Origin of the sequence: Paenibacillus sp. Soil750, assembly GCF_001428045.1 — a bacterium.
GTDB classification, from domain to species: Bacteria; Bacillota; Bacilli; order Paenibacillales; family NBRC-103111; genus Paenibacillus_E; species Paenibacillus_E allorhizoplanae.
Genome location: NZ_LMSD01000012.1, coordinates 824180 through 850531, shown reverse-complemented (window position 1 = coordinate 850531; position 26352 = coordinate 824180). Strand labels below are relative to the sequence as shown.

The 26352-nt window shown below is 40.1% G+C and carries 18 protein-coding genes and 1 pseudogene; 11 read left to right on the top strand and 8 right to left on the bottom strand.

The features are described from left to right. Nucleotides 1-95: 95 nt before the first annotated feature. Complete coding sequence (locus tag ASL11_RS15600) at nucleotides 96-1097, bottom strand: YqhG family protein (protein ID WP_056615907.1); 1002 nt, start codon at nucleotides 1095-1097, stop codon at nucleotides 96-98. Continuing rightward, entirely contained in the window at nucleotides 1094-2884 is a 1791-nt protein-coding gene (locus ASL11_RS15595; protein ID WP_056615904.1) for a DEAD/DEAH box helicase, read from the bottom strand. Before ASL11_RS15595 ends, ASL11_RS15600 begins: the two co-directional genes overlap by 4 nt. A gap of 214 nt (nucleotides 2885-3098) precedes the next feature. On the opposite strand from ASL11_RS15595, the gene ASL11_RS15590 reads away from it, so the two are divergent. Further along, entirely contained in the window at nucleotides 3099-3938 is an 840-nt protein-coding gene (locus tag ASL11_RS15590) for a lipoate--protein ligase family protein (RefSeq protein WP_056615901.1), read from the top strand. Between the two features lie 606 nt (nucleotides 3939-4544). Here ASL11_RS15590 and ASL11_RS15585 read toward each other — a convergent pair. The 4 genes from ASL11_RS15585 to dat all read right to left on the bottom strand — a co-directional run bounded on the left by ASL11_RS15585 (nucleotide 4545) and on the right by dat (nucleotide 8522). Then, nucleotides 4545-5339, bottom strand: a complete 795-nt coding sequence (locus ASL11_RS15585; RefSeq protein WP_056615899.1) for an ABC transporter ATP-binding protein — start codon at nucleotides 5337-5339, stop codon at nucleotides 4545-4547. Next, complete coding sequence (locus tag ASL11_RS15580; RefSeq protein WP_056615896.1) at nucleotides 5339-6253, bottom strand: ABC transporter permease; 915 nt, start codon at nucleotides 6251-6253, stop codon at nucleotides 5339-5341. The genes ASL11_RS15585 and ASL11_RS15580 overlap by 1 nt, the downstream gene beginning before the upstream one ends. A 70-nt stretch (nucleotides 6254-6323) precedes the next feature. Then, nucleotides 6324-7376 (bottom strand): ABC transporter substrate-binding protein, encoded by a 1053-nt coding sequence (locus ASL11_RS15575; protein ID WP_056617131.1) that lies wholly within the window; start codon nucleotides 7374-7376, stop codon nucleotides 6324-6326. A 315-nt stretch (nucleotides 7377-7691) separates the two neighbouring features. Further along, complete coding sequence (dat, locus tag ASL11_RS15570; RefSeq protein ID WP_056615893.1) at nucleotides 7692-8522, bottom strand: D-amino-acid transaminase; 831 nt, start codon at nucleotides 8520-8522, stop codon at nucleotides 7692-7694. A gap of 279 nt (nucleotides 8523-8801) precedes the next feature. Between dat and ASL11_RS15565 the strand changes: the two genes are divergently transcribed. From ASL11_RS15565 to ASL11_RS15540, 6 genes are all read left to right on the top strand, one after another. After that, nucleotides 8802-11441, top strand: a complete 2640-nt coding sequence (locus ASL11_RS15565) for an adenosylcobalamin-dependent ribonucleoside-diphosphate reductase (RefSeq protein ID WP_056615890.1) — start codon at nucleotides 8802-8804, stop codon at nucleotides 11439-11441. Between the two features lie 412 nt (nucleotides 11442-11853). Further along, a complete protein-coding gene (locus tag ASL11_RS15560; RefSeq protein ID WP_056615888.1) occupies nucleotides 11854-15498 on the top strand; it encodes a YobI family P-loop NTPase in 3645 nt (1214 codons plus the stop codon). Between the two features lie 370 nt (nucleotides 15499-15868). Further along, the gene (locus tag ASL11_RS36975; RefSeq protein WP_162261651.1) at nucleotides 15869-16087 is read left to right on the top strand and encodes a sporulation protein Cse60; all 219 of its coding nucleotides are present in this window, start codon (nucleotides 15869-15871) and stop codon (nucleotides 16085-16087) included. A gap of 316 nt (nucleotides 16088-16403) precedes the next feature. Then, nucleotides 16404-17153, top strand: coding sequence for a TnsA endonuclease N-terminal domain-containing protein (locus ASL11_RS15550; protein ID WP_056615881.1), 750 nt, complete (start codon nucleotides 16404-16406; stop codon nucleotides 17151-17153). Nucleotides 17154-17159: 6 nt separating this feature from the next. After that, entirely contained in the window at nucleotides 17160-19265 is a 2106-nt protein-coding gene (locus ASL11_RS15545) for a Mu transposase C-terminal domain-containing protein (RefSeq protein WP_056615877.1), read from the top strand. 123 nt (nucleotides 19266-19388) lie between these two features. Beyond that, complete coding sequence (locus ASL11_RS15540) at nucleotides 19389-20339, top strand: TniB family NTP-binding protein (protein WP_056615875.1); 951 nt, start codon at nucleotides 19389-19391, stop codon at nucleotides 20337-20339. Between the two features lie 57 nt (nucleotides 20340-20396). Here the strand turns inward: ASL11_RS15540 and ASL11_RS15535 are convergent, their stop codons facing one another. Next, a complete protein-coding gene (locus ASL11_RS15535) occupies nucleotides 20397-20741 on the bottom strand; it encodes a helix-turn-helix domain-containing protein (RefSeq protein WP_056615873.1) in 345 nt (114 codons plus the stop codon). 147 nt (nucleotides 20742-20888) lie between these two features. Between ASL11_RS15535 and ASL11_RS15530 the strand changes: the two genes are divergently transcribed. From ASL11_RS15530 to ASL11_RS15520, 4 genes and pseudogenes are all read left to right on the top strand, one after another. Continuing rightward, entirely contained in the window at nucleotides 20889-21221 is a 333-nt protein-coding gene (locus ASL11_RS15530) for a hypothetical protein (protein WP_056615870.1), read from the top strand. Beyond that, nucleotides 21221-21595: pseudogene (locus ASL11_RS37860) on the top strand (TniQ family protein); the annotation flags it as partial. The gene ASL11_RS15530 and the pseudogene ASL11_RS37860, both read left to right, overlap by 1 nt. After that, on the top strand, nucleotides 21584-23353 hold the full coding sequence (locus ASL11_RS38150; RefSeq protein WP_442953068.1) for a sigma-70 family RNA polymerase sigma factor: 1770 nt from the start codon (nucleotides 21584-21586) through the stop codon (nucleotides 23351-23353). The pseudogene ASL11_RS37860 and the gene ASL11_RS38150, both read left to right, overlap by 12 nt. A 256-nt stretch (nucleotides 23354-23609) precedes the next feature. After that, nucleotides 23610-24425: a nucleotidyltransferase domain-containing protein gene (locus tag ASL11_RS15520; protein ID WP_056615867.1), complete on the top strand. Its 816-nt coding sequence runs from the start codon at nucleotides 23610-23612 to the stop codon at nucleotides 24423-24425. Between the two features lie 137 nt (nucleotides 24426-24562). On the opposite strand, the gene ASL11_RS15515 is transcribed toward ASL11_RS15520, so the two are convergent. Continuing rightward, nucleotides 24563-26014, bottom strand: a complete 1452-nt coding sequence (locus ASL11_RS15515) for a cellulase family glycosylhydrolase (RefSeq protein ID WP_162261650.1) — start codon at nucleotides 26012-26014, stop codon at nucleotides 24563-24565. Nucleotides 26015-26352 lie beyond the last annotated feature (338 nt).

The window sequence follows — 26352 nt, the reverse complement described above, 5'->3', positions numbered from 1 at the left end:
TAACCTCTTAGTGTATGTGACTATTGTAATGCGTATGCCTTAAAAAGAATGTTAGAACCTGTTGCGGGTTATTTGCGAGGTTTTAGCGACTTGCGTCAGTTTCTGGATGCGATTCGGCTCGCATTTAAGTGAAATAGTCCGCCATTGATGACGGATACAGCGATCCGTGGCTTGTGCTGCCAATCGATCTCTTCCAAGCGATTCCGACATTGAATTTCGATTTCATCTCTTTTGTCAGGTTCTGCTGCAAGTAAAAGGCCGTTGTAATAGCCTTCCACACGATCGATTTCACTGCGATGCCGGGCATTCGCTTCATCGGCCCAGCGGTGGTCGTAGGTGCTGACCTTGCGCTCGAGCATCATTTCCAGGGCATTGATGGCCTTCGGAATTGAAATCGTATCCGGTAAAATGTGACTATTCGCAGGGAGCTTCGGCGACAGACTTTTTGTTAGCATTTGCTTATGAAAATGCTCGCGAATTTCACCGGTCCCCAGCTGAATCGCAAGGGAATGAATTTCTGTACGTTTGCGATCACAAAGAAGCTCAACCTTGTAGTTCACACAGAGCCACGTATTGTAGACGAGGGAAGCATGATACGTCGCACCTGTCGGGAAGGGCTCTTCGAATACATGTATGAACCGACCACGCTCGCGGACGATACCAAAGATCTGGTCAAGTCGTCGGCTGCCGAAGGTGACATCATCTTGTGGTACACGTGTAGTGATGGTCGTTGGAACGAAGCCGAAATAACGGCCGAGTATGCTGTCCGGCGCACTACCTGCAGGAGCACCAGCACCGCCTGTACCAGATGGCCCGTAGCCAGTGGGCGGAGGGCTTTGGACAGCGGTTATAGCAGCAGGTTTCGGCTTCGTTTCCAGCTTCATTTGCTCGGGATCGATCACGAATTTATACGTCATTGTTTCCGCAGCAGCACCTGTTCGCTCAATGAAGCTCCAATAGTATGGTCGGCCTGTCATTTCCCGATCTGCCTCGGGTGAGAGCTTGACCGTTACAGAGGCAGGTGTTTTCTCTAGAATCTGACAATCGTAGGCTTCCAGAAATCGCATCACGAACGAGTGGATGTTTCGTTTATTCATGGGCCCACCTCCACACCTTGGGAACCGCCTACAGCATCAAGAATGTCTTGGAACTTGGCGCCATATTGCGGATTTTGTTCGATCTCTTCTCTTACTTCGCTGATGGAATGTCCGAGTTCATCGATTTTACGACGGATTTCCTCGCCGGAGCCGGCTTCCATCACCATGCGGAACAGGGATGTTTCAAGCGAGCCGCGTTTCTCGATTTTCTCCAAAATCGTATCCAACTGCCCAATAACTAATTCAAACATATTGATTTTTTCGTGTAATAACGAAAGGATATGTTCTTCAATGGTATTCCTTGTGGATAAGTTGTAAATGTTCACATCATGCGTTTGCCCGAGGCGATGAACCCGACCGATCCGTTGTTCCACGCGCATTGGGTTCCACGGCAGATCGAAGTTGATCATGTTGTGGCAAAATTGCAGATTAATACCCTCGCCACCCGCCTCGGTAGCTATAAGTACTTGTACCCGATTTCGGAATAAATCCATCATCCAGTCTTTTTTGCCGCGATTCATGCCACCGCGATAGGGGACGGCCGTAATTTTATGTTCCTTGAGATAGTTCAATAAATATTCTTGCGATGCCCGATACTCCGTGAAAATAATGACTTTATCATTGATGTCTTGGATAAGTCGCATCGTCGTTTCTGCTTTGCTATTGGACTTAATGCTGCGGATAAGCTCAACGAGCTCCCAAATTTTGGGACGTACTGGCGAGTCTTCAGCTGTCTTTTTAAATAAATTAACCAACGTAATAAAAACAGCGTCTCGCGAACTGCAAACCTCACGCTGAAGCGTAATCATAGAAAGCATGGAGCTGAGATCGCCGCCACTTTCGGAATAGCGTGTTCGGACGAAATTTGTAACCCCATCATAGAGCGCCTGCTCATCATCCGAGAGCGTGAGGGGGATATTACGCACAATACGCTTCGTATAGTGAACACCCCCGTCTCCCCGACGGTTGCGGATCATTACTTTAGAAAGCTCTTGCTGCAGCTGAATCTCATTCTTCGGTGTCCGTTTGCCAACAACGAAGTTGCTCTTGAAGCTGTTCTGCCCGCCAAGCTGACCTGGCTTCAGCAGAGTAATCAGGTTGTAGAGCTCTTTGAGATCGTTCTGCACAGGCGTAGCTGTGAGGAGCAGGCAGTATTTTTTGCGCAGCTCGTTGACGAACGTGTAGTTAGTCGTTTTCTTATTCTTCAGCTTGTGTGCTTCATCGACGATGAGCATATCGTATTCAAGGCCCATCACAATCTCGCGATGCGGATCCCTTTTGGCTGTGTCCATCGAGGCGACAATGATGTCAGCTTGCTGCCACATGTAGGCTTTCTTATGCGCAACGGCAGGGATGCCGAATTTGGTATTCAATTCCCGAACCCATTGCAGCACAAGGGAAGCGGGTACAAGAATGAGTGTTTTGCGGACAAGCCCGCGGATCATGTATTCTTTTAAAATTAAACCAGCTTCAATGGTCTTCCCAAGTCCAACCTCATCGGCCAAAATGGCACGTCCACGCATCTCATTGAGCACTCGTTTCGCTGTATCAATCTGATGCGCCATAGGTTCTAGCGTCCCTAAATGCGCAAGGCATTGCATATCATCAAACGTAGAAATAAGCCCCGATTCTTCCGATTCGTAGGCAAGCTGATATAAGGTCCAGTCATCCCAGGGACCTCCTCCACGTACACGATTGTCCAGCTCGCTAAACCAGTCCCTCTCAAAATGCATATCCAGCTGTTTATGAATGGGGCGAATGTTCTCTTGCTGATCATGTTGACGCATGGCTTTGCCCTCCTAAACGTTCTGATACTGCGCCTACCCTCGCAAACGTCGCATACTTGTTAGTATGTCCAGAGAAGAATCTTTCATAACTTTTCCCATGTAAGAGTTTTACTAGGGGGACGTGTCAGAGGTCGAACGCTGAACTTGAATATGCTATGATAGAGATTAGTTTTTGGGAAAAAGTGACGTTCTACACGAAAGGAAGTCGAATGAGATGACAGCTTGGCGATTTATACATACAGGGGATCGATCTCCTGCTGAAAATATGGCTTTAGATGAAGCGATACTTACCGCACACAGCGAAGGCAAAGTTCCGCCAACGGTGCGTTTCTATGGATGGAATCCTGCTACATTATCTATTGGTTATTTTCAAAAGGCGGCAGAAGTGGATCAGGAAGCGGTAGCGAACGAGGGAATCGGATTTGTGAGACGGCCCACAGGCGGGAGAGCTGTGCTGCACGATAAAGAGCTGACGTATAGCATCATCGTAGCTGAGGATTATCCAGGTATCCCCCGCAATGTGACAGAGGCTTATCGCGTGTTGAGTGAGGGGTTATTGCAAGGTTTTCGTGCGCTAGGCCTAGCAGCAGAAATGGTACAGTTGGCCAGCGAGGAGGAAAAAGAGAAGTATGCCTCCGCTGGCTCTGCGGCATGTTTCGATTCACCTTCATGGTACGAGTTGGTTGTGGAAGGTCGCAAAGTCGCTGGCAGCGCGCAGGTTCGGCAGAAAAACGTTGTGTTGCAGCATGGATCGATCTTGCTGGATATGGATACGGATCAATTATTTCGGATGCTGCGCTTCTCCAATGAGAAGGTGGCAGATCGCATGAAACAAAGCTTTCTGAAGAAAGCGGTGGCGATTAATGAATTGCTGCGTGCGCAAGGGAAAGCGGAAGTGACTCTAGGCGAAGTTGAGGAAGCGTTCCGGCGTGAAATCGCGTTAGGTCTTGGTGTCGAACTCATCGAGTCGTCATTGACGGACTATGAGGTTGAACTTACGGAGCGTCTTGTTTCCGAGAAATATGGCACGGATGAGTGGAATTTACGGCGTTAATTACATCTAGAGAAGCTGATTTAGTTAGATATCACCCACTAATATCCCCTAAATCAACTAACACCCGATAGAATTAGCATATTACTTGGGCAAAAACGAATTAAACCATCCTTGGGATGGTTTAATTCGTTTTAGTTTGGTTTTTTCAGACTAACTCTGGGGGCGCTTGTTACTCCAGAGTTAGTCTGTTTTGTGGACTAACTATGGGGTTTTTGTTTCGTTTCTCCAGAGTTAGTCTGTTTTGTGGACTAACTCTGGGGTTTTTGTTTTGTTTAACCAGAGTTAGTCTGTTTTGTGGACTAACTATGGGGTTTTCGCTTTGTTTGGCCAGAGTTAGTCCGTTTTGTGGACTAATTCTGGGGTTTTCGTTATGTTTGACCAGAGTTAGTCTGTTTTGTGGACTACTCTGGGGTTTTCGCTTTGTTTGACCAGAGTTAGTCTGTTTTGTGGACTAACTCTGGCGTTTTCGTTTTGTTTCACCAGAGTTAGTTTGGTTTGTAGACTAATGTTAGTTTTGAAAAAAAAGTACCCATAGACGGAACACTACTCTAAGTGTCCATCTATGGGTACTCATGTTTGTACGGCATTCACGGAGGGCTTTCCGTTTTAACCCAGCACCACGCGGTCATCCGCCAGCTTATTGCCGCTGATATGTTCAAACTCACCGAGAAGCTGTGCTACCGTGAGGTTCTTCTTCCGTTCCTCGTTCACATCAAGAATGATGCGACCTTTATCCATCATGATCAGGCGATTGCCGAGACGAATCGCTTGCTCCATATTGTGCGTGACCATGAGTGTGGTCAGCTTCATTTCGCGCACGATTTCCTCTGTCAATCGTGTGATCAGTTCAGCCCGTGCTGGATCGAGCGCGGCTGTATGTTCATCGAGCAGCAGAATCTGCGGCTCGGTGAACGTTGCCATGAGCAAGCTGAGGGCTTGCCGCTCGCCGCCGGAGAGCAGACCGACCTTCGCGCGCAGACGGCTTTCCAAGCCGATACCGAGGCGCTGCAGCTGTTCCAGGAACAGCGCGCGCTTCCGCGCGTTGGTGCCGAAGCTGAGCCCGCGCTTCTTGCCGCGGGCATACGCCATGGCGAGATTCTCCTCGATGGTCATACGAGGAGCGGTCCCCGCCATGGGGTCTTGAAAGACGCGGCCGATCCAACGGCTGCGCTTGTACTCAGGCAGATGGTGAATAACTTCACCATTGATAGCGACTTCGCCGGCGTCAGGCGTCATGACACCGGAAATGATGTTCATCAGCGTCGATTTACCGGCGCCGTTACTGCCGATGACCGTGACGAAGTCACCGGGCTTCAGGGTTAGGTTGATACCGATGAGCGCAATTTTCTCGTCGGCAGAACCAGGGTTAAAGAGTTTGGAAACGTTCGAGAGCTGCAGCATTAACGCTCACCTCCTTTGTTCATTTGCAGCGCGAGCTCGAGGAGCTCAGCAGAGCGCTTCTTCGCATTCGCTTTTTGTTTGATCGCTCGCTGCACGGAAGGCAGAACGAGCGCGATAATGACGATAATCGCGGTAATTAACTTCAAGTCGGATGCTTTCAGCCACTCGACTCGAAGCGCCAATGCGACAACGATTCGGTACACGATGGAACCGAGTACAGCAGCTAGTGTCGCTTGGAAAACGGAGCGAGCCCCAAAAATCGCTTCCCCAATAATAACGGAAGCTAGTCCAACCACGATCATCCCGATACCCATCGAGATGTCCGCAAAGCCGGATTGCTGGGCAATGAGTGCACCGGATAAAGCCACTAACCCATTTGACAAGCTCAAGCCTAGAATCGTTGTTCGGTCTGTATTGGCACCGAAGCTGCGAATCATGCGTGCGTTGTCCCCAGTTGCACGGAGCGCAAGACCCAGATCGGTATGCAGGAACGCATCAAGCAACAATTTGAATACAATCACAATGATCAACACTACGGTAATTGGTGACATGGAAGTAAACAAAGTATCTACACCAAGAAGCGAAATGTTCGGTTTGCCCATGATTCGCATATTAATCGAGTACAAGGCAATCATCATGAGAATCCCGGACAGAAGCCCATTAATTTTACCCTTCGTATGAAGCAGTCCTGTACAAGCGCCAGCCACAAGTCCACCTGCAAAAGCGGCTAAACAAGCAAGAAGCGGTGAATAGCCATTTGCAATCAGAATCGCAGCAATGGCACCGCCTGTTGTAAAGCTACCGTCCACGGTTAGATCGGGGAAATCAAGAATACGAAACGTAATATAAACACCTAGCGCCATCAACGCATAGAGAAGTCCTAGCTCGACGGCACCAGTCATTGAATCCATCATCATTATTCCTCCTAACTTTGAAAAAAAGAGGTGAACGAAAGTGACGTTCACCCCTTTAGTGTCTTTCTACTCATTGAATAATATTTTTCTCTTTATCTTTTACTGCGGCTTTCATCGCATCGGTTACTTCGATGCCTTGTGCTTTAGCTGCTTTTAGGTTTAGGATGAGATCCATTTTGTCAGGCACAGTTACTTTCATGTCTGCTGGTTTTTTACCATTTTTGAGGATGTCGACAGCCATTTGGCCTACTTGGTAGCCGTGATCATAGTATTTGAAGCCAACTGTTGCGAAAGCTCCTTTTTCAACGGTATCACGGTCACTGGAGAAGAATGGGATCTTCTTATCGTTCGCGATTTGAATGATACCATCCACACCACTAACAACCGTGTTATCAAGCGTAATCAAGAATGCGTCTGCACGACCAACAAGGGACTGTGCAGCTTGTTTAACTTCTGATGTGTTCGTAACAGGTGCTTTAATGAGCTTGATGCCATGTTTGGTTAAAGATTGTTCGGCATTTTTGGCCATAATGACAGCGTTTGGTTCTCCTTCATTCAGGACAAGACCAACTGTCTTAATCTTCGGCATGTTAGCTGCAACGAAATCCATCAATTGGGCAATGGCCATTGGATTCGTATCGGAAGCTCCGGATACATTGCCTCCTGGCTTATCCACATTGGTTACGATTTTGGCTGCAAGTGGGTCTGTAACCGCTGCGAAAAGAATCGGTGCTTTCTTCACTTGCTGTACCACTGCTTGTGCGGATGGTGTTGCAATTCCAAGTACAAGATCGTTGTCAGCGGATGCAATTTTTTGAGCGATGGATAAGTTATTCGGTTGATCGCCTTGTGCATTATTGAAGTCAACCTTTAGGTTCGTACCTTCTACGATGCCTGCATCTTTAAGTGCAGCAAGGAATCCCTGACGTGTTGCATCTAAGGATGGATGTTCAACAATTTGTGAAATCGCAATCTTGTAAGTTTTGGATGCGGCTGCTGTAGCTGCCGGAGTAGTTGAGGCTGCGCCACCTGCTGCAGGTGTTGGCTCAGCTTTTTGACCACAACCTGCGACTAACATAATAGCTGCTGATAATACGATGGATGTGAGTGCTTTCTTTTTCAACAAAATTACCCCTCTCTAAGTTCCCAGATGTTGCTTGGACGCATTGCTCTCCCACCACTTTAACGCTTTCGTTCAGCAAAGTAAGAGAGGCGAGGTGTCCAAGTACTTTTATAATTAACCATAGTTTAATTGGCTCATGGGGTTTCCGTCAATTGTTTTATCCGAATTTGTGATTTATTTGTAAAGATTTGTCGGGAGGGGAACGACGACTTGCGAATGAAGGGAGGAGGCTTGTACGCAATAAGGAGGACAGCCTTAGAAGCCAAATGAGATGACTAAGGCTGCCCTTGTAATGTTGGGGATAGTGGAAGTCTTTTAGTTAAGAAAGGTTCGTTCAAATTCAGCTTGAAGTTTCTGGGTTGTTGGACCAGGTGAACCAGAACCGATCGATTGGCCGTCTATTTGAAGGATTGGTGTAATTTCTACCGTCGTGCCTGTGATAAAAGCTTCATCCGCCTGAAGAAGTTGTTCCGTTGTGAAAGCTTCTTCCTTGACTGGTAGTTGTAAGGCATGCGCAATTCGGAGTACGACAGCACGTGTAATACCATGCAGAATCAAATGATTGGCAGGATGCGTATAGAGAACCTGATCTTTCACCATCATTAGATTCGAGGCACTGCATTCGGTCACCGTTCCTTCACGATGAAGCACGACTTCTTGTACACCATGATCAAGTGCAGCTTGCTTCGCTAGGACATTTGGCAGCAAATTTAGAGTCTTGAGATCGCACCGTAACCAGCGAATATCAGGTTGTGTAATGGCTTTGATGCCATTCTGAATGGTGGCTAAAGGACGCTTGACCTCAGTACAATAGGCTAGTAAAACCGGCTCAGCCTGTGTCGGGAAAGGATGCGCCCGAGGAGCCTCTCCACGAGTGATTTGCAAATAAACCGTGCCTTCGATGAGGTTGTTGTGTTGAATAAGCTTGTTTAATATAGATAGGATTTCCTCACTCGTATGCGGTAAGGGAAGGCGTACTTCATTAGCTGTTCGTTCGAGTCGCTGCATATGTGCGGGGCCTTCATATATCTGTCCATTGTAGACGCGAAACACTTCATAAATACCATCACCAAAGTAATAGCCGCGATCATCAGGTGAGATTTGAATGTCTTGTTTATGTACGAATTCATTTTTATAAAAATACATGTGGGTGCACTCCTTAGGAATAAAATAATTATGGAACATATGTTCTAAATAATGCCCTGATGTGGTATCCTACTTATAGGTTAACAAAGGATGAGAGACGCGTCAAAAGCTAGTATATTCGTGACTAGAGTGAATTTGGTTCTTTTGCCAATGGTACATCCATATGTTGTGTAGTATAATAATTTGGCACTACCATATATTGAGAAATAAGGGCTACTAACTCTTGTAGCGACTATCTTAAATGCAGCTGAATATGTAGTCTATTGGGAGGCTTATGGCATGGGGAATGTTTATGAGAGCAAGAAGTTAACGGGATTAAGTGAGAAAATCTTTTTGGATCGCTACGCACTTAAGAACGCAGATACGAGTCATGCTAAGGTGGGGGATACCGTCCTCGTTTTGACCAAGGATGATCCTAAATTCCCAGCTAAAGAGGTTGGCGAAATTATTAGTCGTGAAGGAAATACCGTGAAAGTTCGAACGCGCAGTGGGGAAACCGTGGAATCTGCAGTTGAGAAGCTAACGTTAAATATGGAGAAAACACCGGAAGAAATGTGGGATCGCTTGGCAGGCGCGATGGCTTCGGTTGAGAAGACAGCGGAGAAGCGTCAGGAATGGACGGAGAAGTTCAGATATATTCTGAACGATTGGAAGCTTGTACCTGGGGGGCGTATTGCAGCAGGCGCGGATGCGAGTGATGAATTGACTTTGTTCAATTGCTACGTCATTCCTTCACCGAAGGATAGTCGCGGCGGCATTATGAACACGTTGACCGAAATGACAGAAATAATGTCACGCGGTGGTGGCGTTGGCATCAATCTGTCTTCACTACGTCCGAGACGTTCTGTGGTGAAAGGTGTAAATGGATCGTCCAGCGGTGCTGTCTCTTGGGGCGGATTATTTAGTTATACGACAGGCTTGATCGAGCAAGGTGGCAGCCGTCGTGGGGCGTTAATGCTGATGATTAATGATTGGCATCCGGATTTGGAGGATTTCATTACGGTGAAGTCCACCATGGGACAGATTACGAACGCAAACTTATCCGTGTGTGTCAGCAATGGCTTCATGAAAGCAGTGAAGGAAGATTTGGAGTGGGAACTGGTGTTCCCGGATACGACAGATCCAGAATACAATGAGCTGTGGGATGGTAACTTAGATGCGTGGAAGAAATTAGGAAAGGCGGTTAAGCCTTATCGCACGGTTCGCGCGCGTGATGTTTGGCATTCGATTATTGAGTCGGCATGGAAATCCGCTGAGCCTGGCGTAGTTTTCTTGGAATATTACAATCAGATGTCCAACAGTTGGTACTTCAATCCAATCATTTGTACGAATCCATGTGGGGAACAGGGGCTTCCGGCTTGGGGTGTTTGTAATTTATCAGCGATCAATCTATCGAAGTTCTATGATGCAGAGAAGCACGACGTCGATTGGAAAGAGCTTGCTACCGTCGTACGCTATTCAACGCGTTTTCTGGATAATGTCATTGACAAAACACCGTATCATTTTGAAGAAAATCGGGTGAATCAGCAAAATGAGCGCCGGGTAGGACTAGGTACGATGGGTCTGGCGGAGCTTATGATTCTTTTGAAAATACGGTACGGCAGCCCAGAATCACTCGAGTTCTTGGACAAGATTTATGGGTTCATGGCGAGAGAAGCGTATCTAGCTTCATCTGAGATTGCAGGCGAGAAGGGATCCTTCCAAGCCTTTATCGAGGATAAATTTATGGAAAGCGGCTTTATGCGCAAAATGACAGAGGTATATCCTGAGGTTGGAGCGGCCATTCATCAGAATGGTATGCGTAACGTGACAGTAATTACCCAAGCACCAACGGGAAGTACTGGAACGATGGTTGGCACATCGACAGGGATCGAACCCTACTTCGCATTCGAGTACTATCGTCAAAGTCGCCTAGGCTTCGATAAACAGTATGTGCCGATTGCGCAGAATTGGAAAGACGCGAATCCAGATCAAGATCTGCCGGATTATTTCGTTACCTCCATGAGCTTGTCCGCTGAAGACCATATTCGCGCACAAGCAGCCATTCAGACGTGGGTGGATAGCTCCATTTCGAAGACAGCTAACTGTCCAGCTGATTTCACGGTTGAAGAAACGAAACGACTCTATGAATTGGCGTATGATCTGGGCTGTAAAGGCGTAACGATCTACCGCGATGGCAGCCGTGATGTCCAGGTATTAAGCACAAGCTCGGATAAGAAGGAAGAAGCAAAGGCGGAGGCTCTGCCGGAAGTTGCTCCAGTAGCTGTCGCGGCAGAGGCTGTTGTGGAGAAAGAAAGCTTTGCTGCCATTTCTGGCAAACTTGCTGTGAATGTGGACGCAAAGACGGAGCAAGGCTTCGATAAGCAATACAAGCGTCGTCCGCAAATTCTGCGTGGCGCTACTTATAAAGTGAATACGCCATTCGGTATGGCGTATATCACGATCAATGATATGAACGGAACGCCGAGTGAGATTTTCCTTAACGTAGGAAAAGCTGGCTCCGACGTGTTCGCGATGTCCGAAGCACTTGGCCGCGTGTGCTCCTTGTTCTTGCGTTATGGCGATCACGGTGACAAAGTGAAGCTGCTCGTGAAGCACTTGAAGGGCATTGGCGGCTCCGGCGCCATTGGTTTTGGCAACAACCGCGTCGAGTCGATCGCAGATGCGGTTGCCAAAGCGCTCGAGCAGCACGACGAAGTGATGAGCGAGCCAGACGACGCGCGGAACTACGTGACCGCGACGAGTGAAGTTGTTGATGCAGCGCCGGCGGCTGGCGTTGCAGGCGTTGGCGGGCACGCGGCTCCGAGCGCGACGAGTGTCGCGGCGATGGACCTGTGCACGTCGTGTGGATCGGCTTCGCTGGTGAACAGCGAAGGGTGTAAGAATTGCGTCAACTGCGGATATAGCAGATGTAATTAGTAGAGAATCCAGGGCGGATGCCCTGGATTTATTTGTGAGTTGTAATTTATTTTGTCGGTGATTGGAATATGAAATGTCGTTGAGTTTGAATATAAATGTCGTTAGCTCGTACCTTGATGGTACGGGCTTTTTTTATTTTTCATTCTAATTATCATGGCTTTATTGACTGCAAAAATCTCAGTAGTTCATGAGAGGGTATGGTTTGTAAAAATTGAATATAGAATGTCACTTTTTCATTATAAGTTGCTTCATCACTATTCTGAATGGGGAGAATGTTGCTTTAGCAGTCGATTCCAATAAAAGGAATTTGTCGATATTTAGCGAATAAATAGTATCATAAACAAACGACCAATTTATTGATCTTTAATAAGAATGTTTATTGCAGTCGAAAAAGAATTCAATGAGGTGCGCTATGAAAGCGAAATTACTGTTCCATTTAGGGAACTTCCTGATCTTAATAATTAAAATGGTAGAAAAGTTGCATATTTTTGTTAATTCCAAAAACAATACAAGCAATAACATATATGAATCCTTGGTACCAAGCGATAATGTTGATCCCGAAGGAACCTACTCCAAAGCATTAGAATGGTCTCTACAAAATAAAGAAATTAAAAATGTTGCATTATCGGGACCTTATGGTTCAGGTAAAAGTAGTTTATTAAAAACCTTCGAAAAGAAAAATTCTAATAGGTATGATTTTATGAATATTTCTTTGTTAACAACTCAAGCAGAAAGTTCTGATAATGATGCTGTTCAAACCTTAGAGAAAAGTATTTTGCAACAAATGTTCTACAAGGTAAAGGATGAGAAAATACCCTTTTCTCGGTTCAAAAGAATCAAAAATGTAAAGGAGAGCTCGTTCTTTTATTGGCTGCTTACTTCTTCACTGTTCCTATTTTGTATTACTGAATTATTCAAAACAGGATTTTTAAAAAAATTATTAAGTAGTACGTTTTTTGTTGTTGAAGTAACTAATCAGCAGTTGTATAAAAGTATTATTGTGGCATACTCAATAACTTTTTTATTAGTTTTTTTGTACCTTAGTTATAAAATGATATATAAAAATTTGAGATTAAGTAAAATTACTCTTAAGAATACAACTTTAGAAGTAATGGCTGAAAAATCAGTCTTCTCCAAATATATTGATGAGATTTTATACTTTTTTGAAGCCACTAAATATAATGTAGTGTATTTTGAGGATTTAGATCGATTTAAAAATTTAGAGATATTCGAAAACTTGCGTGAACTCAATTCACTAATTAATAATTCTGAGAAGATAAGGAGAAAAGTAACTTTTATATATGCTATTAAAGATGACATGTTTGGTGAGAAAGATAAGTTAGAAACTAGCAGGAACAGAACTAAGTTTTTTGATTTTATTTTACCAGTAGTACCAATAATAAATTCTTCTAACTCCGGTGAAGTTCTGAAGAAGAAATTAAAGAACGAGAACATTGGACTTGGGATTACAGAAAGTTTTATAAGTGATATAACAATTTTTATTGATGATATGAGATTGTTAAAAAATATATTCAATGAATTCGTCCTATATAAAAGTAACTTGGGGAGTATTAATTTAATTCCTAGTACTTTACTCGCCATGATTGTATATAAAAATATCTATCCATCAGACTTTGCAAAATTACAGTTTAACGAGGGGATGGTATTTACTATTTTTGAGAAGAAAAACGAACTTATTCAAAAACGGATAAATGCCATAAATATCGATATAGGAGAAGTTGAGTTGAAAATCAGTCGAGTTGAACAGGAGAGCTTAAATTCAATTGAAGATTTAACAACTGCTTATTTAATCGCTATATTCGGTTATCACAACAATGTTACAGTTTACATGGACAATTCAAGTTACAACAGCGCTATTCACGGATCCACATTGTTTAGTAGTATTGAATCAGCTAGAAATATAAAAGTATCTCGAAACGGGAATACGAGAAATTATTCAAAAGAAGAAATATTAACTGTGTTCAATACAAGAGAAAACTATTATTTACGTCAAGAAGCTATAACGAATAAAATTGATAATCGATTAAATGTTTTAAAAGTTGAATTGCAGCAGCTAAAGGAATTGAAAGAAGAAGTAAAGTTATGGTCTATGATTGACATAATTCAACAGAGTCCATTTAATGATATCTTTACGGAGGATATCGCGAACGAAAAATTGCTAGTATTTTTACTAAGAAATGGTCATATTGATGAAACTTATCATCAATATATAACTTATTTTTATCCAGGTAGCCTATCGATTGAAGATATGCGGTTTATTATGAGTGTGAAAAATCAAGAAATTTTGCCATCCAACTATAATTTAATTAAGATACAGCAATTAATCGAGAAACTATATGCGAACGATTTTAAGAGACCAGAGATTCTAAACATCACTCTTATAAACTTTATTATCAAGAATGCAAGTGAGTATACTCTGTTTCTTAAGTTGATAATGGTACAGCTTTCTGACGAAACAGATACCTCGACTCAATTTGTTGACATATTCAGAAAGAGCACAATACATAAGGAGAAGTTTATAGAAGAACTGTGCAAAGAATGGACTGGAATTTGGAAGTTCGTGGATCTTAAGTCAATGTATCCAGAGGCAACAAAGGAAGAGTATTTGCTAGATATTTTATATTATGGTTCTATAGAAGACATACAACTACTGAACATTGATAATGTATTATTGAATTACATAGCAAACAAGGATAACTTTTTAGATTTGTTATTAGATGAATCAAAGCATGAAAAAGTTAACGAAATATTTTTGTCTCTTCAAATTAAATTTAAAGTTATCTCAAGTTCTACAGCAGATAATAAAGTGTTAAAACATATTTATTTAAATAACCTTTATGAAATCAATAGGCAGAACATTGATTTATTGTTAAGAATCTATGGTAATCTTACTAGGGAAACAGCCCATCATATTTACGATAGTATATTGAATTCAAATTGTACTGAACTTATTGACTATGTAGAGGAAAACATTAATCATTATATTTCAAATGTCTATTTGGCCCAAGAAATTATCCATGAAGATGAAGCTGTATTAATGATCCTACTGAATAATAGCGGAATTACTTTAGAGTTAAAGCAAGGAATAATACAAAAACAAGAGATAATGATAGCAGATCTAACTCAAATTGAAGATACTGAACTTTGGTCAGTTTTACTTGTTAACAATAGAATGTTGCCAACGTGGGAAAATCTTATTGGATACCTTGAAAAGTACAATCTCGATGACGCGGCTATAGTCTATTTAAATCAGACTAATAATTGTGAGGAATTGTCAAAAAATATATTGACCAATTTAGAAAGTACATCAGGCAAAGAACTAAAATATATATCTATTATGATTATTAACTCAAGAAATATTAGTTATGAATCTTTTAACATTATCTCAAAAAGCCTGCATAGATTTATTCACTATCCGTTAAATGAATTACCAATTCAAAGAATTCAATCCTTGATAAACAACAGAATATTGGCTTTATCTCCAGAAAATTTTTCAGAATTAAAACAATTGGACTCAGACTTAGATTTGCAGATTCTACTAATTGAGAAAGAACCACAGAAATTTATAGAACAACTAAGTGTGTATAATCTTACGCCTGAGGAAATTGTTTTGCTATTGCGTTCAAGATTTTTTAATGCAAACGAAAAATGGAAGATTGTTCAGAGCATAAATGTTAGTGATCTCCCAACTGAATTAGAATCGGCAGAAATTATTACTAAACTTATACTAGAGAATGAAATAGAAATAAATACCGAATTTCTTGATTATTTGATGGAATCTCAAATCTCAATTGAATCCAAACTACGCTTGATGTTAAGTCTTATTAAAGATATGGAGAATGAAGAGATAATGGTAAATTTGACGAAACTAGGCTCTCCATTCTCAGATATTACAGAAAGAAAAAGGCCTTTACTTGATTCAAATGTGTTAACTCAAAAGTTAGTTGAGACTTTATCCCAAAGAGATTTGATTTCTTCATATAAAGATGAGCGCGGCGCAATTCGAGTTCACACTAAACAAAGAATGAATGGATAAGCGGATGTGTATAGAGAGGGTGAAGAAGTTCCGAGTGGGGAGTTCATGGGAATATCACCTCATGCAAATAGGGTAAGACTCTCAAGGTCTGGGCGTCGAAATGTAAAAGAAACTCATTGCCGTTACTGCGAATAGTCCAGTAAACTGTGACTTTTCAAGACATGGATAAAGTGAGGATGAACTGCCAGCATCTCCTATGGAATTGTCAGAAGCGAAGCAGATTATTAGTAATGCTTTGATAATTGGCGGATTGAGAAGTTGTAAAAGTAAGGTTGCAACAATATTTAATAGATACCAGCTTGTTCCTAATGGAACAAGCTTTTTTTTATTGTGTATATATAAGTTGTTTAATCTTGGAGGTGAGCTAGTAGTGGGTACAAAGGTTAAAATCCTAGCTGAATTTAAAGAAAGTGAACTTGAAAAAGACATCAATGATTTTTTGGCTTCTTTAGAAAATGATGGAGCAATATTAGTTGATATTAAATTTAATTGCGCATTTGCTGCTGATGAGACGCAAAATCACGAATTGTATTCTGCACTTGTAACTTACCAACTGCCTGAGTATAAACCTTTAAGGAAACCTTATTAAAGTGAGGCAAAGATTAACCAAATTTTGTTGGCGGTAAAGAAACAAGGACCAATGACAAGCGCGTCATTTCTTCTCGCTTCAATTTTATTCAGCAAATGTACTAGGAAGAAAATGTAGAAGCTCGATATCTTGCTCAACCCTCGTCAGTTGGCTTCTCTAAGCTCAAACTGGGGAGGTTTTTTTGAGTATATCATCAATGCCCCCAATTTTTCTTATTTTAGCAGTATATTATTTGCGTTTATCCATAAAAGAATGGGTAATACTGAAAAGTATTCATTACTGGAACATATTTTGTCACTTTTCAGGAGGTTGGTAAATGAACTACAACTGGAGTACAAAAAAAGACTGGAGCAAAGAGGATAAGTTATTCTCGCGGAAAAGAAATGTCACTAATAAAGGTAGCAGAGAATTCGAGCATCTAATAGGCAGTATTTACAGTCACAAAATGAAGCGAGGTGTTCAATACGAATCATTTTGGGGAGAGTGCCTTTTTTATTATTTACTGGAGCTTGATAGGTTAACTATTCGCTACTATGAGCAACCAGTCAATGTTCCAATAAATAGACTAACTAAAGACCATATATTAAAAGAAGAAGTACACGTACCGGATGTTCTGACATTTAGAGATGGCTCAAGACCAACTCTAATTCAGATTAAAGGCGGGAACAGTAAAGTTGAGCAAAAACCCAATCTGTATAAGATCTGCGAGAATTATGCCAGAGAAAAAGGCTGGGAATATAGTTTGGTAAATCCAAAGGTTACAATACCAGAAATCATAAAGGAAAATATTCTATGGCTAGTTAATTATCTGCGGCCAAGAGAATATTATTCTGCTCTAATTCCTGAAGTTAGACGCCGCGTAGAATACCTTCATAAAGTAGAGGTGTTACGTTTGGCAAAAAGTTTTGAACCAAAAGTGGACTACCGGCATGTGCTGCCGCTTATATTTCATTTAATTGCAACTGGTGTTCTGCTAACTAAAATAAGTAAAAGAATTGATCAAACAAGTGAAGTTTCGTATGGAACTATTTTTGATGATATTAACTTATTATTTGATAAGGAGTAGCTGCTGATGAAGTTACATAATCCTTTAGCTATCGATGACGAGTTCTATTTAAATGGTGTTAAATTCTACGTTCACGATATCCAGGCGCCAAATATTTTGTATTACAGGGAAGATGGAGATAAGAAATTAAGGGAAATAAACTACATTTCCTTATTAGAGGATTCTACATTTAGAGGCCCTGATGATGTCATGAGAAGAGCAGCTAAAAATGAAACAAACGTTGAAAAAAAAGTAACATTTATGTTAGATACGTTAATTCCAGATAGAAAAAAGAAGACAATACTTCGGCTCAATTTAATTAAGCCGATACTACTTTATGATAAGGCTAAGCAAGGTGATTTGTACGCTTTAAATTCCTTTAATGAGATATATAAAGGTTATCTGAATACTAATGAAACCATTGCCAAGTTAACCAAAAAAGAACTTTTAGAGCGTGTGTCAAAGAAATCAAAGGAAAGAGGAGAGAAGAAAATTTCTCCTCGGCAATTGGAGAGATATCTAAAATCTTACTATGAGTCTGAAAACAATAGGGAAAATTTCGGAGTAGAAGGTCTCATTTCGAAGGCTTATTATAACTCCCATTCGAGGGAAGATGAGAAAGCTATCCAAATTATTCATCCCAAAAAGGATGAAATCATTCTAGATACGATATACTGCAGAGTTGAGAATGAAGAATATGTTCCATTAATCGAAAATGGGATCAAGCGTTTCTTATCAAAAAAGCGAAGGAAGATTACTCATTTACATTCTGATTTAGAGATTCTATGTTCTAGCAAGAATTTAGAACCTCTTCTTTACGATACTGTCTATAAAATGGTTAAACGGATTAATGTACAAATTTATGACCGATTATCGAAAGGGATTATGGAAGCGGAATATCATGATCCAATAACACAAAGGGTATCGGGTTATTTTGCTAAATGTCCGCTTAATGTAATTGAAATAGACCATGTTAAACTCCCGATAAAACTAATTGATGAGACAACAGGCAGTGATCTTGGAGAGCCATGGCTAACTCTTGCTATTGATGTATTTACCAGAATGATTTGGGGATTTGATCTTTCTTTTCAAAATCCATCAGGTCATAAGGTTATGTGCGCTATATATAATGGAATTTGTCTCAAACGAGCAAAAGAAATGTATGGAACAATTAATGACTGGGAGATGCATGGAATACCAACTGTAATTTATATGGATAACGGTCCAGAGTTCAACAATGCCTATGTAAAAAGTATGATTGAAGATGAATTACAAGCAGAAGTGAGATTTAGACCTGTAGCTACTCCTCGATATGGTGGAATTATAGAAAGATTTTTTAGAACAATTAATGATGAATTTTTGGATCAATTACTGGGTTTCTATAATAAAGGGAGTAGGGCTGAGGAACGTCAAGCAGCTAAAAAAGAAGCTATTCTAACCGTGAGTGATTTAAGAGAACTACTGGTTCGATATTTTGTTGATGTGTACCATTTTGATACTCATAGGGGCTTACCACTTGAAGAAGATACCCCTGCAGTAAGATTTCATCGTGCTGTCGATGTAATGGGTTACCCACCAAGTATTCCAATTAATCAAGAGACAAGCTATTTGATTAAATTGCTACCTGTTGACATGAAATCATACGATAAAGACGGTATTCGAGAGGAGAATGTAAAATATGCTTCACCGGAAACAAGTCGTTTTGTAAATACTCGTTTGAAGAAAAATGTGAAGATTAAGTTTGATGTACGTGATATATCTCACATCTATATTTTGGATACGATTAATCAAACGTATATTGAAGTACCATCTATATCTCCACCTGCGGAGCAAGTGCAAGGAATAAGTCGTGATCTCTACAAAGCAATTCGTAAAATACTAATTGAGAAAGGGAAAATTAATAAAAGACAAATACCAGGTACGGATCAAATCATTGAGGGAAAGAAACTAATTCAAGAGCGGTTTGAAACAATTGTAAACAAAAACAGCTCAATGAGGAAACATATTTTGAATAAAGGTGGTACTTTGTCAGTAGCCATACCAGCTGGAGAACCAACAAAGAGATCTACACCTACTAAGACACAAAGTTTAATTGAAAAATACAATAACCAGCGAAGTGGTAAAGAAAGTTAAGGAGATAGGGGCAGAAGTGCTCCTTTTCGCCATCTTCAGTGGGGATATCAGCTCTAATGGAGAATAGTTCCGGTATAATTTGGTAATCCTTTTAACATTAATTTTAAGGAGTGGTTCACGTCTATGATAAACAAAGAGCATAAAGATTTTCAGAATCGAATCAGTAATTTATTTATTGAACATGATGAGGTTACTCGTATTTGGAAAAGATTAAATAAAAATAGACAGAATAAAAGAGCAGGGGCAGAGAGTGATGATTCCCCTATTCATATATTTATTGAGGGTAAGTCGGGCGCTGGAAAATCCATGACATTAAAAAAATATGTGAAGATGAATAAGGGATGGACCGTTGTAGATGAAGACTTCACAGAAATAGATATTAAACCGGTTATATATATGACACTTCCTATTCCGTTTACTTACAAAGGTTTTTATAATAATATCCTTAAAGCTATGAATTTACCTCCTCGTAATGCGGATGTTGATCGGATAAAAACTCAAGCTTTCGAAATGATGAAAGCATTGAAAGTTGAAATGCTCATCATTGATGAGTTGGATTACTTACTAGCTTCAACGTATGTCCAACGAAAAGCTGTGATGGAAAATATTAAAGATATTGCAAACTCTGCGGATGTTTGCTTAGTATGCGTCGGAACCCTTGCTATTGAGGAACTTAGAACTTTAAATACTCAACATATTCGACGATATCCTAAAACAGTGTTACGACATTTTGAGAAGTGTGATGACTCTTTTAAGCAATTCATTAAGAATATTGAATTTCAACTATCACCGCCTCTAGGACTTCTAGATTGGTCTAATGATGAAAGTATTTTCCCTGAATTACTTTACGATATTACCGGTGGGTTAGTTGGATGGATTAAACCTATTCTAAGGGAAGCATTTGATATCATTGGTGTTATGGAGGAGGACTTTAATGACTTTAATATTCTGGGGAAATTAGATGGGAATGTCATAGCAGAAGCACAAAAAAATATAATTGGAGAATTTGCGGATAACGATATGGCTAAAATTTTGGCTGATGAACTAGTGTCTGAAGAGGAAAGCTCCGCATAGCTGGTCAAAAATTTAATCTTTGAGCTCTGAAATAAGCGGTGGCATTTATGCCTCCGCTTATATTTTGTCTTCAAACATGTTGTATACAAAATCTTTAATTTTTCTAACGTCTTTATTGGGAAGTTTAATTAGAGCTTCCAATATCTTTTCGATATCAGAAGTTTTTTTATCTACAGATGAATTTAATTTTGTGTACTCAAATAAGTCATAAACTCCAACTTCTAGAGCACTTGCAATTTTTATTAAATTAGCGAGTGTGACATTTTTTTGTGCACGTTCTAGTCCACCAATGTAAGTGTAATGAAAACCGGAAATCTCGGCCAGATATTCTTGAGAGTAACCTTTTGCTTTTCTTAAATCACGAATACGTTTTCCCAGCAGTACCTGTTCTCGATCTGTCATTGTCTACACCTCATAAAAAGTGTAGACAACATTAATAAAGAAAAACATGTCTGTTAAAATAACAAAATCGATATATTGTTATGTATACGTATCATTTCTAGTTAATATGGCAACTCTAGTAATAATAGATTCATAGGAGGGACTCATATGGAGACAAGTAATAGCGAGCTCATCAATTTATTCATTCCTGCAATATCAGAAATAACTGAGAAAGGGATTAAGTACAAGGATAAGTATTATTCGTGTCACTGGGCGATAAGAAATCAATGGTTTCAAACCACAGCAAACACACAAATGCTTAAGGTGTTCGTAGACACAGTAAGTGATGACTATCTTTTAATAACCTTAGAAAATGGTTGTTTAGATATTGCACTCCAAATACAACATCAAGCGGCTGATTCTGAGGAATTAGATGAATACTATCAACAACTAGATAAAATAAAAAGACAGATTAAAGAGCGCAAAAGGAAGAAAAAGTAATGGAAGTAAATTATATTTTTCCTAAGCGTCCGATCCATTTTCATGATGAAAGTATGTCGAGCTATTTGTTTCGTTTATATAAAAATAATCATTTTATGCCTAATTCAAACTACTTGAGAGAGTTAAAACTCACTTATGCACAACTGATAAATAATGAAGTTCCTGACGCAATCTTTTATAGAATCTGTCCATGGATTAAAGAAAGTGAATTTATTTCTTTGAACAATGCAAGCCGTATCCTAGGGGATCTAAATGATTCCTGGACCTATAAAATAATTCAAAAAAATAACCTTAAATTTTGTCCACTGTGTGTTCGAGAAAATTTTTATCATAAACTAGAGTGGTGTATTTTACCTTTAAAAATGTGTACTAAACATTTTGTGACTCTTCAAGAAGGTTGTGGTACCTGTAGTAAGCCTTTAGATTATTTTAGTTTCATTCAGCAAAGTTGTATGTTTTGCCAATCACCACTTAACCGCCTCAACATTGAGAAAATTCACTGCGATATATTTTCAAATTCGCAATTAAATCTAATAAAAACATTAATATTTAAAGAAAAGTCAGTTATTTTTAATCTGGAAGCAAAAGACTATATAGAACTAATATATGCCAGCTTCAGGTTCTTAGATGGATTTAAAGATTTAACTGGTTTTAGTCAAGATACTATGGATATTTTTCATAATCAAAAATACAAGTCGAAAAGTAGTACCATTCTTGCAATAGCCTTTTCTAATGCCGATTGGATGTACACTAGCTTCGCTTCTCATTTTTATTTTGTGCTTGATTTGTTTCTTGCAAAATTTAAGTACACAAAGAGATATGATTCATTTCTGTTATTTGAAAAAATAGTTAAACGTGATTGTTTTGCTGAGATAAGAGAGGCATTTCATCAATACTGTATTCAAAAATTAGAAAGTGGAGTAATTAGAAGGGACTTTGGGGTTTTTAAGGAAGAGCCTCAATTACTTCAGAAACGAAAAATAATCCGCCGCGAGGAAGTTAAAATTGAAAAAGGGGTTACGTACGGGAAAATGTTCCGCCTAGCAAAGAACAACTTGGTTCAAATGAATCAAAGTAATAAAAATGAATATTATGTTGATCAGAATACCCTCGATATGTACCTCAAGGAAGAGAAAAGATGGATAACAAAAAAAGAAGCTGGTCTTATCCTTGGTATACATGCTGCTTCTTTGGAAAGTCTAATTCGTGCTAATTTATTTGAAGTAAGTTTAAAATTCTCTGGAAAATCAAAACGGATAAATCTTGATGAAGTTAAAGAACTAGTTACACGTTGCAGAGGGGAATTAGTAAAGGTAATTCCTTCTAACTACATTAGTTTCCATGAAGCTTTGATTAAGTACACAATACATAACCTATCAATTGTATCGCTTATACAACTTATTTTATCTGGTGTAATAATACCAGTTCGTCAAAACTCTGAGGCAACACTTCGTGACATATATCTTGAAAATGATAAACTTCACAAATGTTTAATAGATCTTAAAGTAAGAAATCTAAAAGAGCAGGGATATTTTTTTTCGGATTTACTTAAAGTGTTTAAAATTGGAGAAAAACGACTCCGTCGCTTGCTCAAAGAACATAACATACTGCCGGATATTATTAGTCACTATAAGGATGGGAGAGCTAGATTTTTATATAAAGAAACATCTAAATTGAGAATTCAAGAAGTTCTAGTGGGAAGGAATTCAAATAAAGGAAAATATAATAGATTTAAGTCTGAGTCAGCACGATTTATTGAGAATGAGATCCTTATGCATCTGCGCTCACTAAAGAAAACGTGGAAGGGTGTATCCTTGCACGATCCTATCGAAACGGATAAAGAGGGGAATGATGAAATTACGCTGATTGACATCCTCGGTAGCGAGGCGGATGACGTGGTGGATGCGGTGCAGCTTAAGATCGAGAAAGCGAAGATATATAAAAATCTAGAGATTTTGGACGACCGCGAGAAGGAAGTTGTTGTCGGTCGGTTTGATTTGGAGCTTGGCGGCGAAGAGCGGACGCTGAGGGAGATCGCGAAGGAGCTTGGGATTTCGCGGAGCTATGTATTCCGAATTGAGAAAAGGGCGCTCATGAAGTTGTATCAAGAGTTTTATAAGGCGAAGCGGTAGAGAACGAACACCATTGAGTATCTGTTTGAAGCATCGTATTCTTCATTTTTATCACAAATAAAGACCAGCATATAACGATAGAAGCACTCCCCTACTATGTTCAGTCCAATACTCGGTTTTAAGTGAATACGGAAGATTTTGAGCAATTTGAATTCATATTGTACGGTCTGAAATGCCCTATTAGGATGTCTTGAATACCCCTATAGATATGACAGTTGATATGTTAGAATTACTTAAAAAAAGGAAGATGCTTACTATGGCTTATCCATTTGAGGGCATTACGTTACGAGCTCATCATAAAGATTCGATTGATTATCTAGTTAGTATGCTAAGCCTAGACCCTTCAATCTTAGCAATTATTATTGTTGGGTCTGTTGCCAAAGGAATTGCACGTGAGGACTCCGATATCGATTGTTATCTGGTCGTTAGCGATGAATTGTTTGAAGAAAAGAAACGACAAGATCAATTGTTTTATTTTGCAAAAGAGGGGTGTGATTACACAGGTGGCTATTTCGATGGGAAAATCATACCATATCACTTTCTTGAAGCTGCTGCACTCAGGGGGAGCGAACCTACCCGTGCTTCATTCGAGAAGGCGTTCGTTGCATTCTCACAGATTCCTGGGGTGGATGATCTAATTGCAAAAATCCCCGTATATCCGGAAAAAAACAGGGAAAAGAATTTCCAAGATTTCTTTGCACAAGTAGAGCTATATGGTGGCTACTTTGCAAATCGGGCTAATGAAACGGGAAACAAATATTTATTAATCTATTCGATCGGACAGGTTACCTTATTCGCCGGAAGGCTGCTACTCGCTTACAACCATGTGTTGTTCCCATGCCACAAGTCTATGATGGTTGTGTTGAAAACGCTCACTCATATACCTGAGCGTTATTTTGAGTTGCAAGAGGATATGTTACTTAATACCAACAGGGAAACGATCCAGGCATTTGTGGAATGCATTCGTTCCTTCCATGCATGGGGGATAGCTCCTCACGAAGCAGTGAGCCGGTTTATCCTAAATAACGAATGGAACTGGCTGGAGGAAGAGCCCCCTCTGTCTGATCGTTAATATATTCAATTCTTTAGAGCGAGCTCCACAATCCAATTAAAGTAAACAGCTGACACAGTTGAAATACCCGTGTCAGCTTTCTTTTAATATCCTAAGATTTTGCTGTTGAGCAATTGCTCAACGGCTGTTTTTTTGAGCTAATTGATTATAACGCCTGCTACAGAATAAGCAGGAATTGATACATTTGAGATACTGAGGCTTCCACTTGTCAATGGTACATTTGTAAATGTTTGGGTAGCAGTGCTTCCAGCATTTGTTGAACTTGCTATATACACTGTGACTGTGCGTGTACCGTTAGAAGCATTAATGTTGGTGAAGTTTACATTTACAGTTTTTGCTGATGAGGTATCGTTGACCATCGTTCCAATTACGTTACCAGCACTATTTATGGCACCAACCGCTGTATCAACTACACCTGCATAAGTTGCCGTATATGCCTTAAAGGTACCGGCTCCCAGTTTCATAGAGGAGCTAAGCAGTCGGAATGCATTGGTTTGCGACATCAGAGTTGCAGTATTATTGTTCCAAGTGTAAAGCCCTTGTTTGATGACGCAACCTGGACAATCCTCATATGGTGATAGCACAACGTTAGTAGGCAAAAATGACATAAACGCCGCGCCTTTTACGGATGGTTGAAGCATAAATTTCATTAATGTCGTACCGACAAATGTAGCTGCCTGATTGCCCACAACATGCGGATCGGTCGTATCCCCAACATAAGTGTAATTCCACTCATCTATGAAAATGGGAAGCCCGGCTCTTCCTGTATTACTCAACAATGTATTCATTGCACCTATTTGAGATTTTGCAACTGGGTCACTGCTGTAAGCGTGATAACTCACAAATTGAATATCAGTTGATGAAAGCCTAGAGTCCCTAAGAATAGTTCCTAAAGCACCAAAATCCCCGCCTTGCTTATCATCTCCATCACCGCCAACTTGGACAGTTGTATTTACTGCCCTAATAGCCTTCACTGTATAGTAATATATATCTTTAGCAGCAGTTTGTTGGGAAGTATAAGGACTGCCTGATCGTGATAGCATATTGCTGGTCATCGGTTCATTCAATGGTTCAACATAATCAAGCTTAGATCCATATTTAGTAATAATTTTTTTGATAATATCTTGATATACACTCCAGTCTTTTGGAACGCCTTTAGCGTTACCACTATAAGTAAGCCAAGGTGGAGCATAAAACATATTTAACATTGTAGTTATACCGTTTGCTTTTGCAAAATCAACCCACTGAAGTCCAGTCCAATCCCACGTATTTGGATCTTGTACATTATTCACATTATTTTTGTAATCCGCGAGGGTGATGTTACTGGGTAGGAGAGTGTCCATATGGATTGTACCTCGTTGATACTTAAAACCTGCACCTTTCAGTTTGGGATAAACATTTGAGTTATGTTCTGGACTAGGTTCATTGGAACCGCCGAATAGTAATGGGCTGCCCGAATTGTTTGTTGCAGTTTTGTAGTTAAAAGTTACCGTTCCGGCTGCATAGGCAGTTTGGAAAGTTCCAATTATTGTAGTAGTCATGAGTAAAGACATTGCAACTAAAAACGATTTCAATGTTTTGGATTTCAAAATTTTCGCACTCCCTTCATAATAAAACCATATTAATTTGTAGAGTAAGAACATAGAAATCAATACTTTTTTGTAACAGCTCCTCCATTCTAATGAGATTTGTAAGGTGTTTATTGTTTTGTTTGTGTAATCATAGTTGCTTATTTATTGTAAATTTTTTCTAAATGACTATCGGTGTAAAATATTAATATTCATTATACTTTTTTTGCTTTTTTGTATGAATGACAAAATAAGGTGCCCACCATCTATTGAAGGGGGGGGACCTTATTTTATTATTCAAAGAAGAAAGGCTAAAAAATTGAAAGAGATGTTAACATAATGCAATCTTCAGCATGTAA

What these genes read in the sequence shown, in the direction of transcription:
- ASL11_RS15600 (WP_056615907.1), bottom strand. Translation starts at nt 1,097, where the DNA reads ATGAATAAACGAAACATCCACTCGTTCGTGATGCGATTTCTGGAAGCC.
- ASL11_RS15595 (WP_056615904.1), bottom strand. Translation starts at nt 2,884, where the DNA reads ATGCGTCAACATGATCAGCAAGAGAACATTCGCCCCATTCATAAACAG.
- ASL11_RS15590 (WP_056615901.1), top strand. Translation starts at nt 3,099, where the DNA reads ATGACAGCTTGGCGATTTATACATACAGGGGATCGATCTCCTGCTGAA.
- ASL11_RS15585 (WP_056615899.1), bottom strand. Translation starts at nt 5,339, where the DNA reads ATGCTGCAGCTCTCGAACGTTTCCAAACTCTTTAACCCTGGTTCTGCC.
- ASL11_RS15580 (WP_056615896.1), bottom strand. Translation starts at nt 6,253, where the DNA reads ATGATGGATTCAATGACTGGTGCCGTCGAGCTAGGACTTCTCTATGCG.
- dat (WP_056615893.1), bottom strand. Translation starts at nt 8,522, where the DNA reads ATGTATTTTTATAAAAATGAATTCGTACATAAACAAGACATTCAAATC.
- ASL11_RS15565 (WP_056615890.1), top strand. Translation starts at nt 8,802, where the DNA reads ATGGGGAATGTTTATGAGAGCAAGAAGTTAACGGGATTAAGTGAGAAA.
- ASL11_RS15560 (WP_056615888.1), top strand. Translation starts at nt 11,854, where the DNA reads ATGAAAGCGAAATTACTGTTCCATTTAGGGAACTTCCTGATCTTAATA.
- ASL11_RS15550 (WP_056615881.1), top strand. Translation starts at nt 16,404, where the DNA reads ATGAACTACAACTGGAGTACAAAAAAAGACTGGAGCAAAGAGGATAAG.
- ASL11_RS15545 (WP_056615877.1), top strand. Translation starts at nt 17,160, where the DNA reads ATGAAGTTACATAATCCTTTAGCTATCGATGACGAGTTCTATTTAAAT.
- ASL11_RS15540 (WP_056615875.1), top strand. Translation starts at nt 19,389, where the DNA reads ATGATAAACAAAGAGCATAAAGATTTTCAGAATCGAATCAGTAATTTA.
- ASL11_RS15535 (WP_056615873.1), bottom strand. Translation starts at nt 20,741, where the DNA reads ATGACAGATCGAGAACAGGTACTGCTGGGAAAACGTATTCGTGATTTA.
- ASL11_RS15530 (WP_056615870.1), top strand. Translation starts at nt 20,889, where the DNA reads ATGGAGACAAGTAATAGCGAGCTCATCAATTTATTCATTCCTGCAATA.
- ASL11_RS38150 (WP_442953068.1), top strand. Translation starts at nt 21,584, where the DNA reads ATGTGTACTAAACATTTTGTGACTCTTCAAGAAGGTTGTGGTACCTGT.
- ASL11_RS15520 (WP_056615867.1), top strand. Translation starts at nt 23,610, where the DNA reads ATGGCTTATCCATTTGAGGGCATTACGTTACGAGCTCATCATAAAGAT.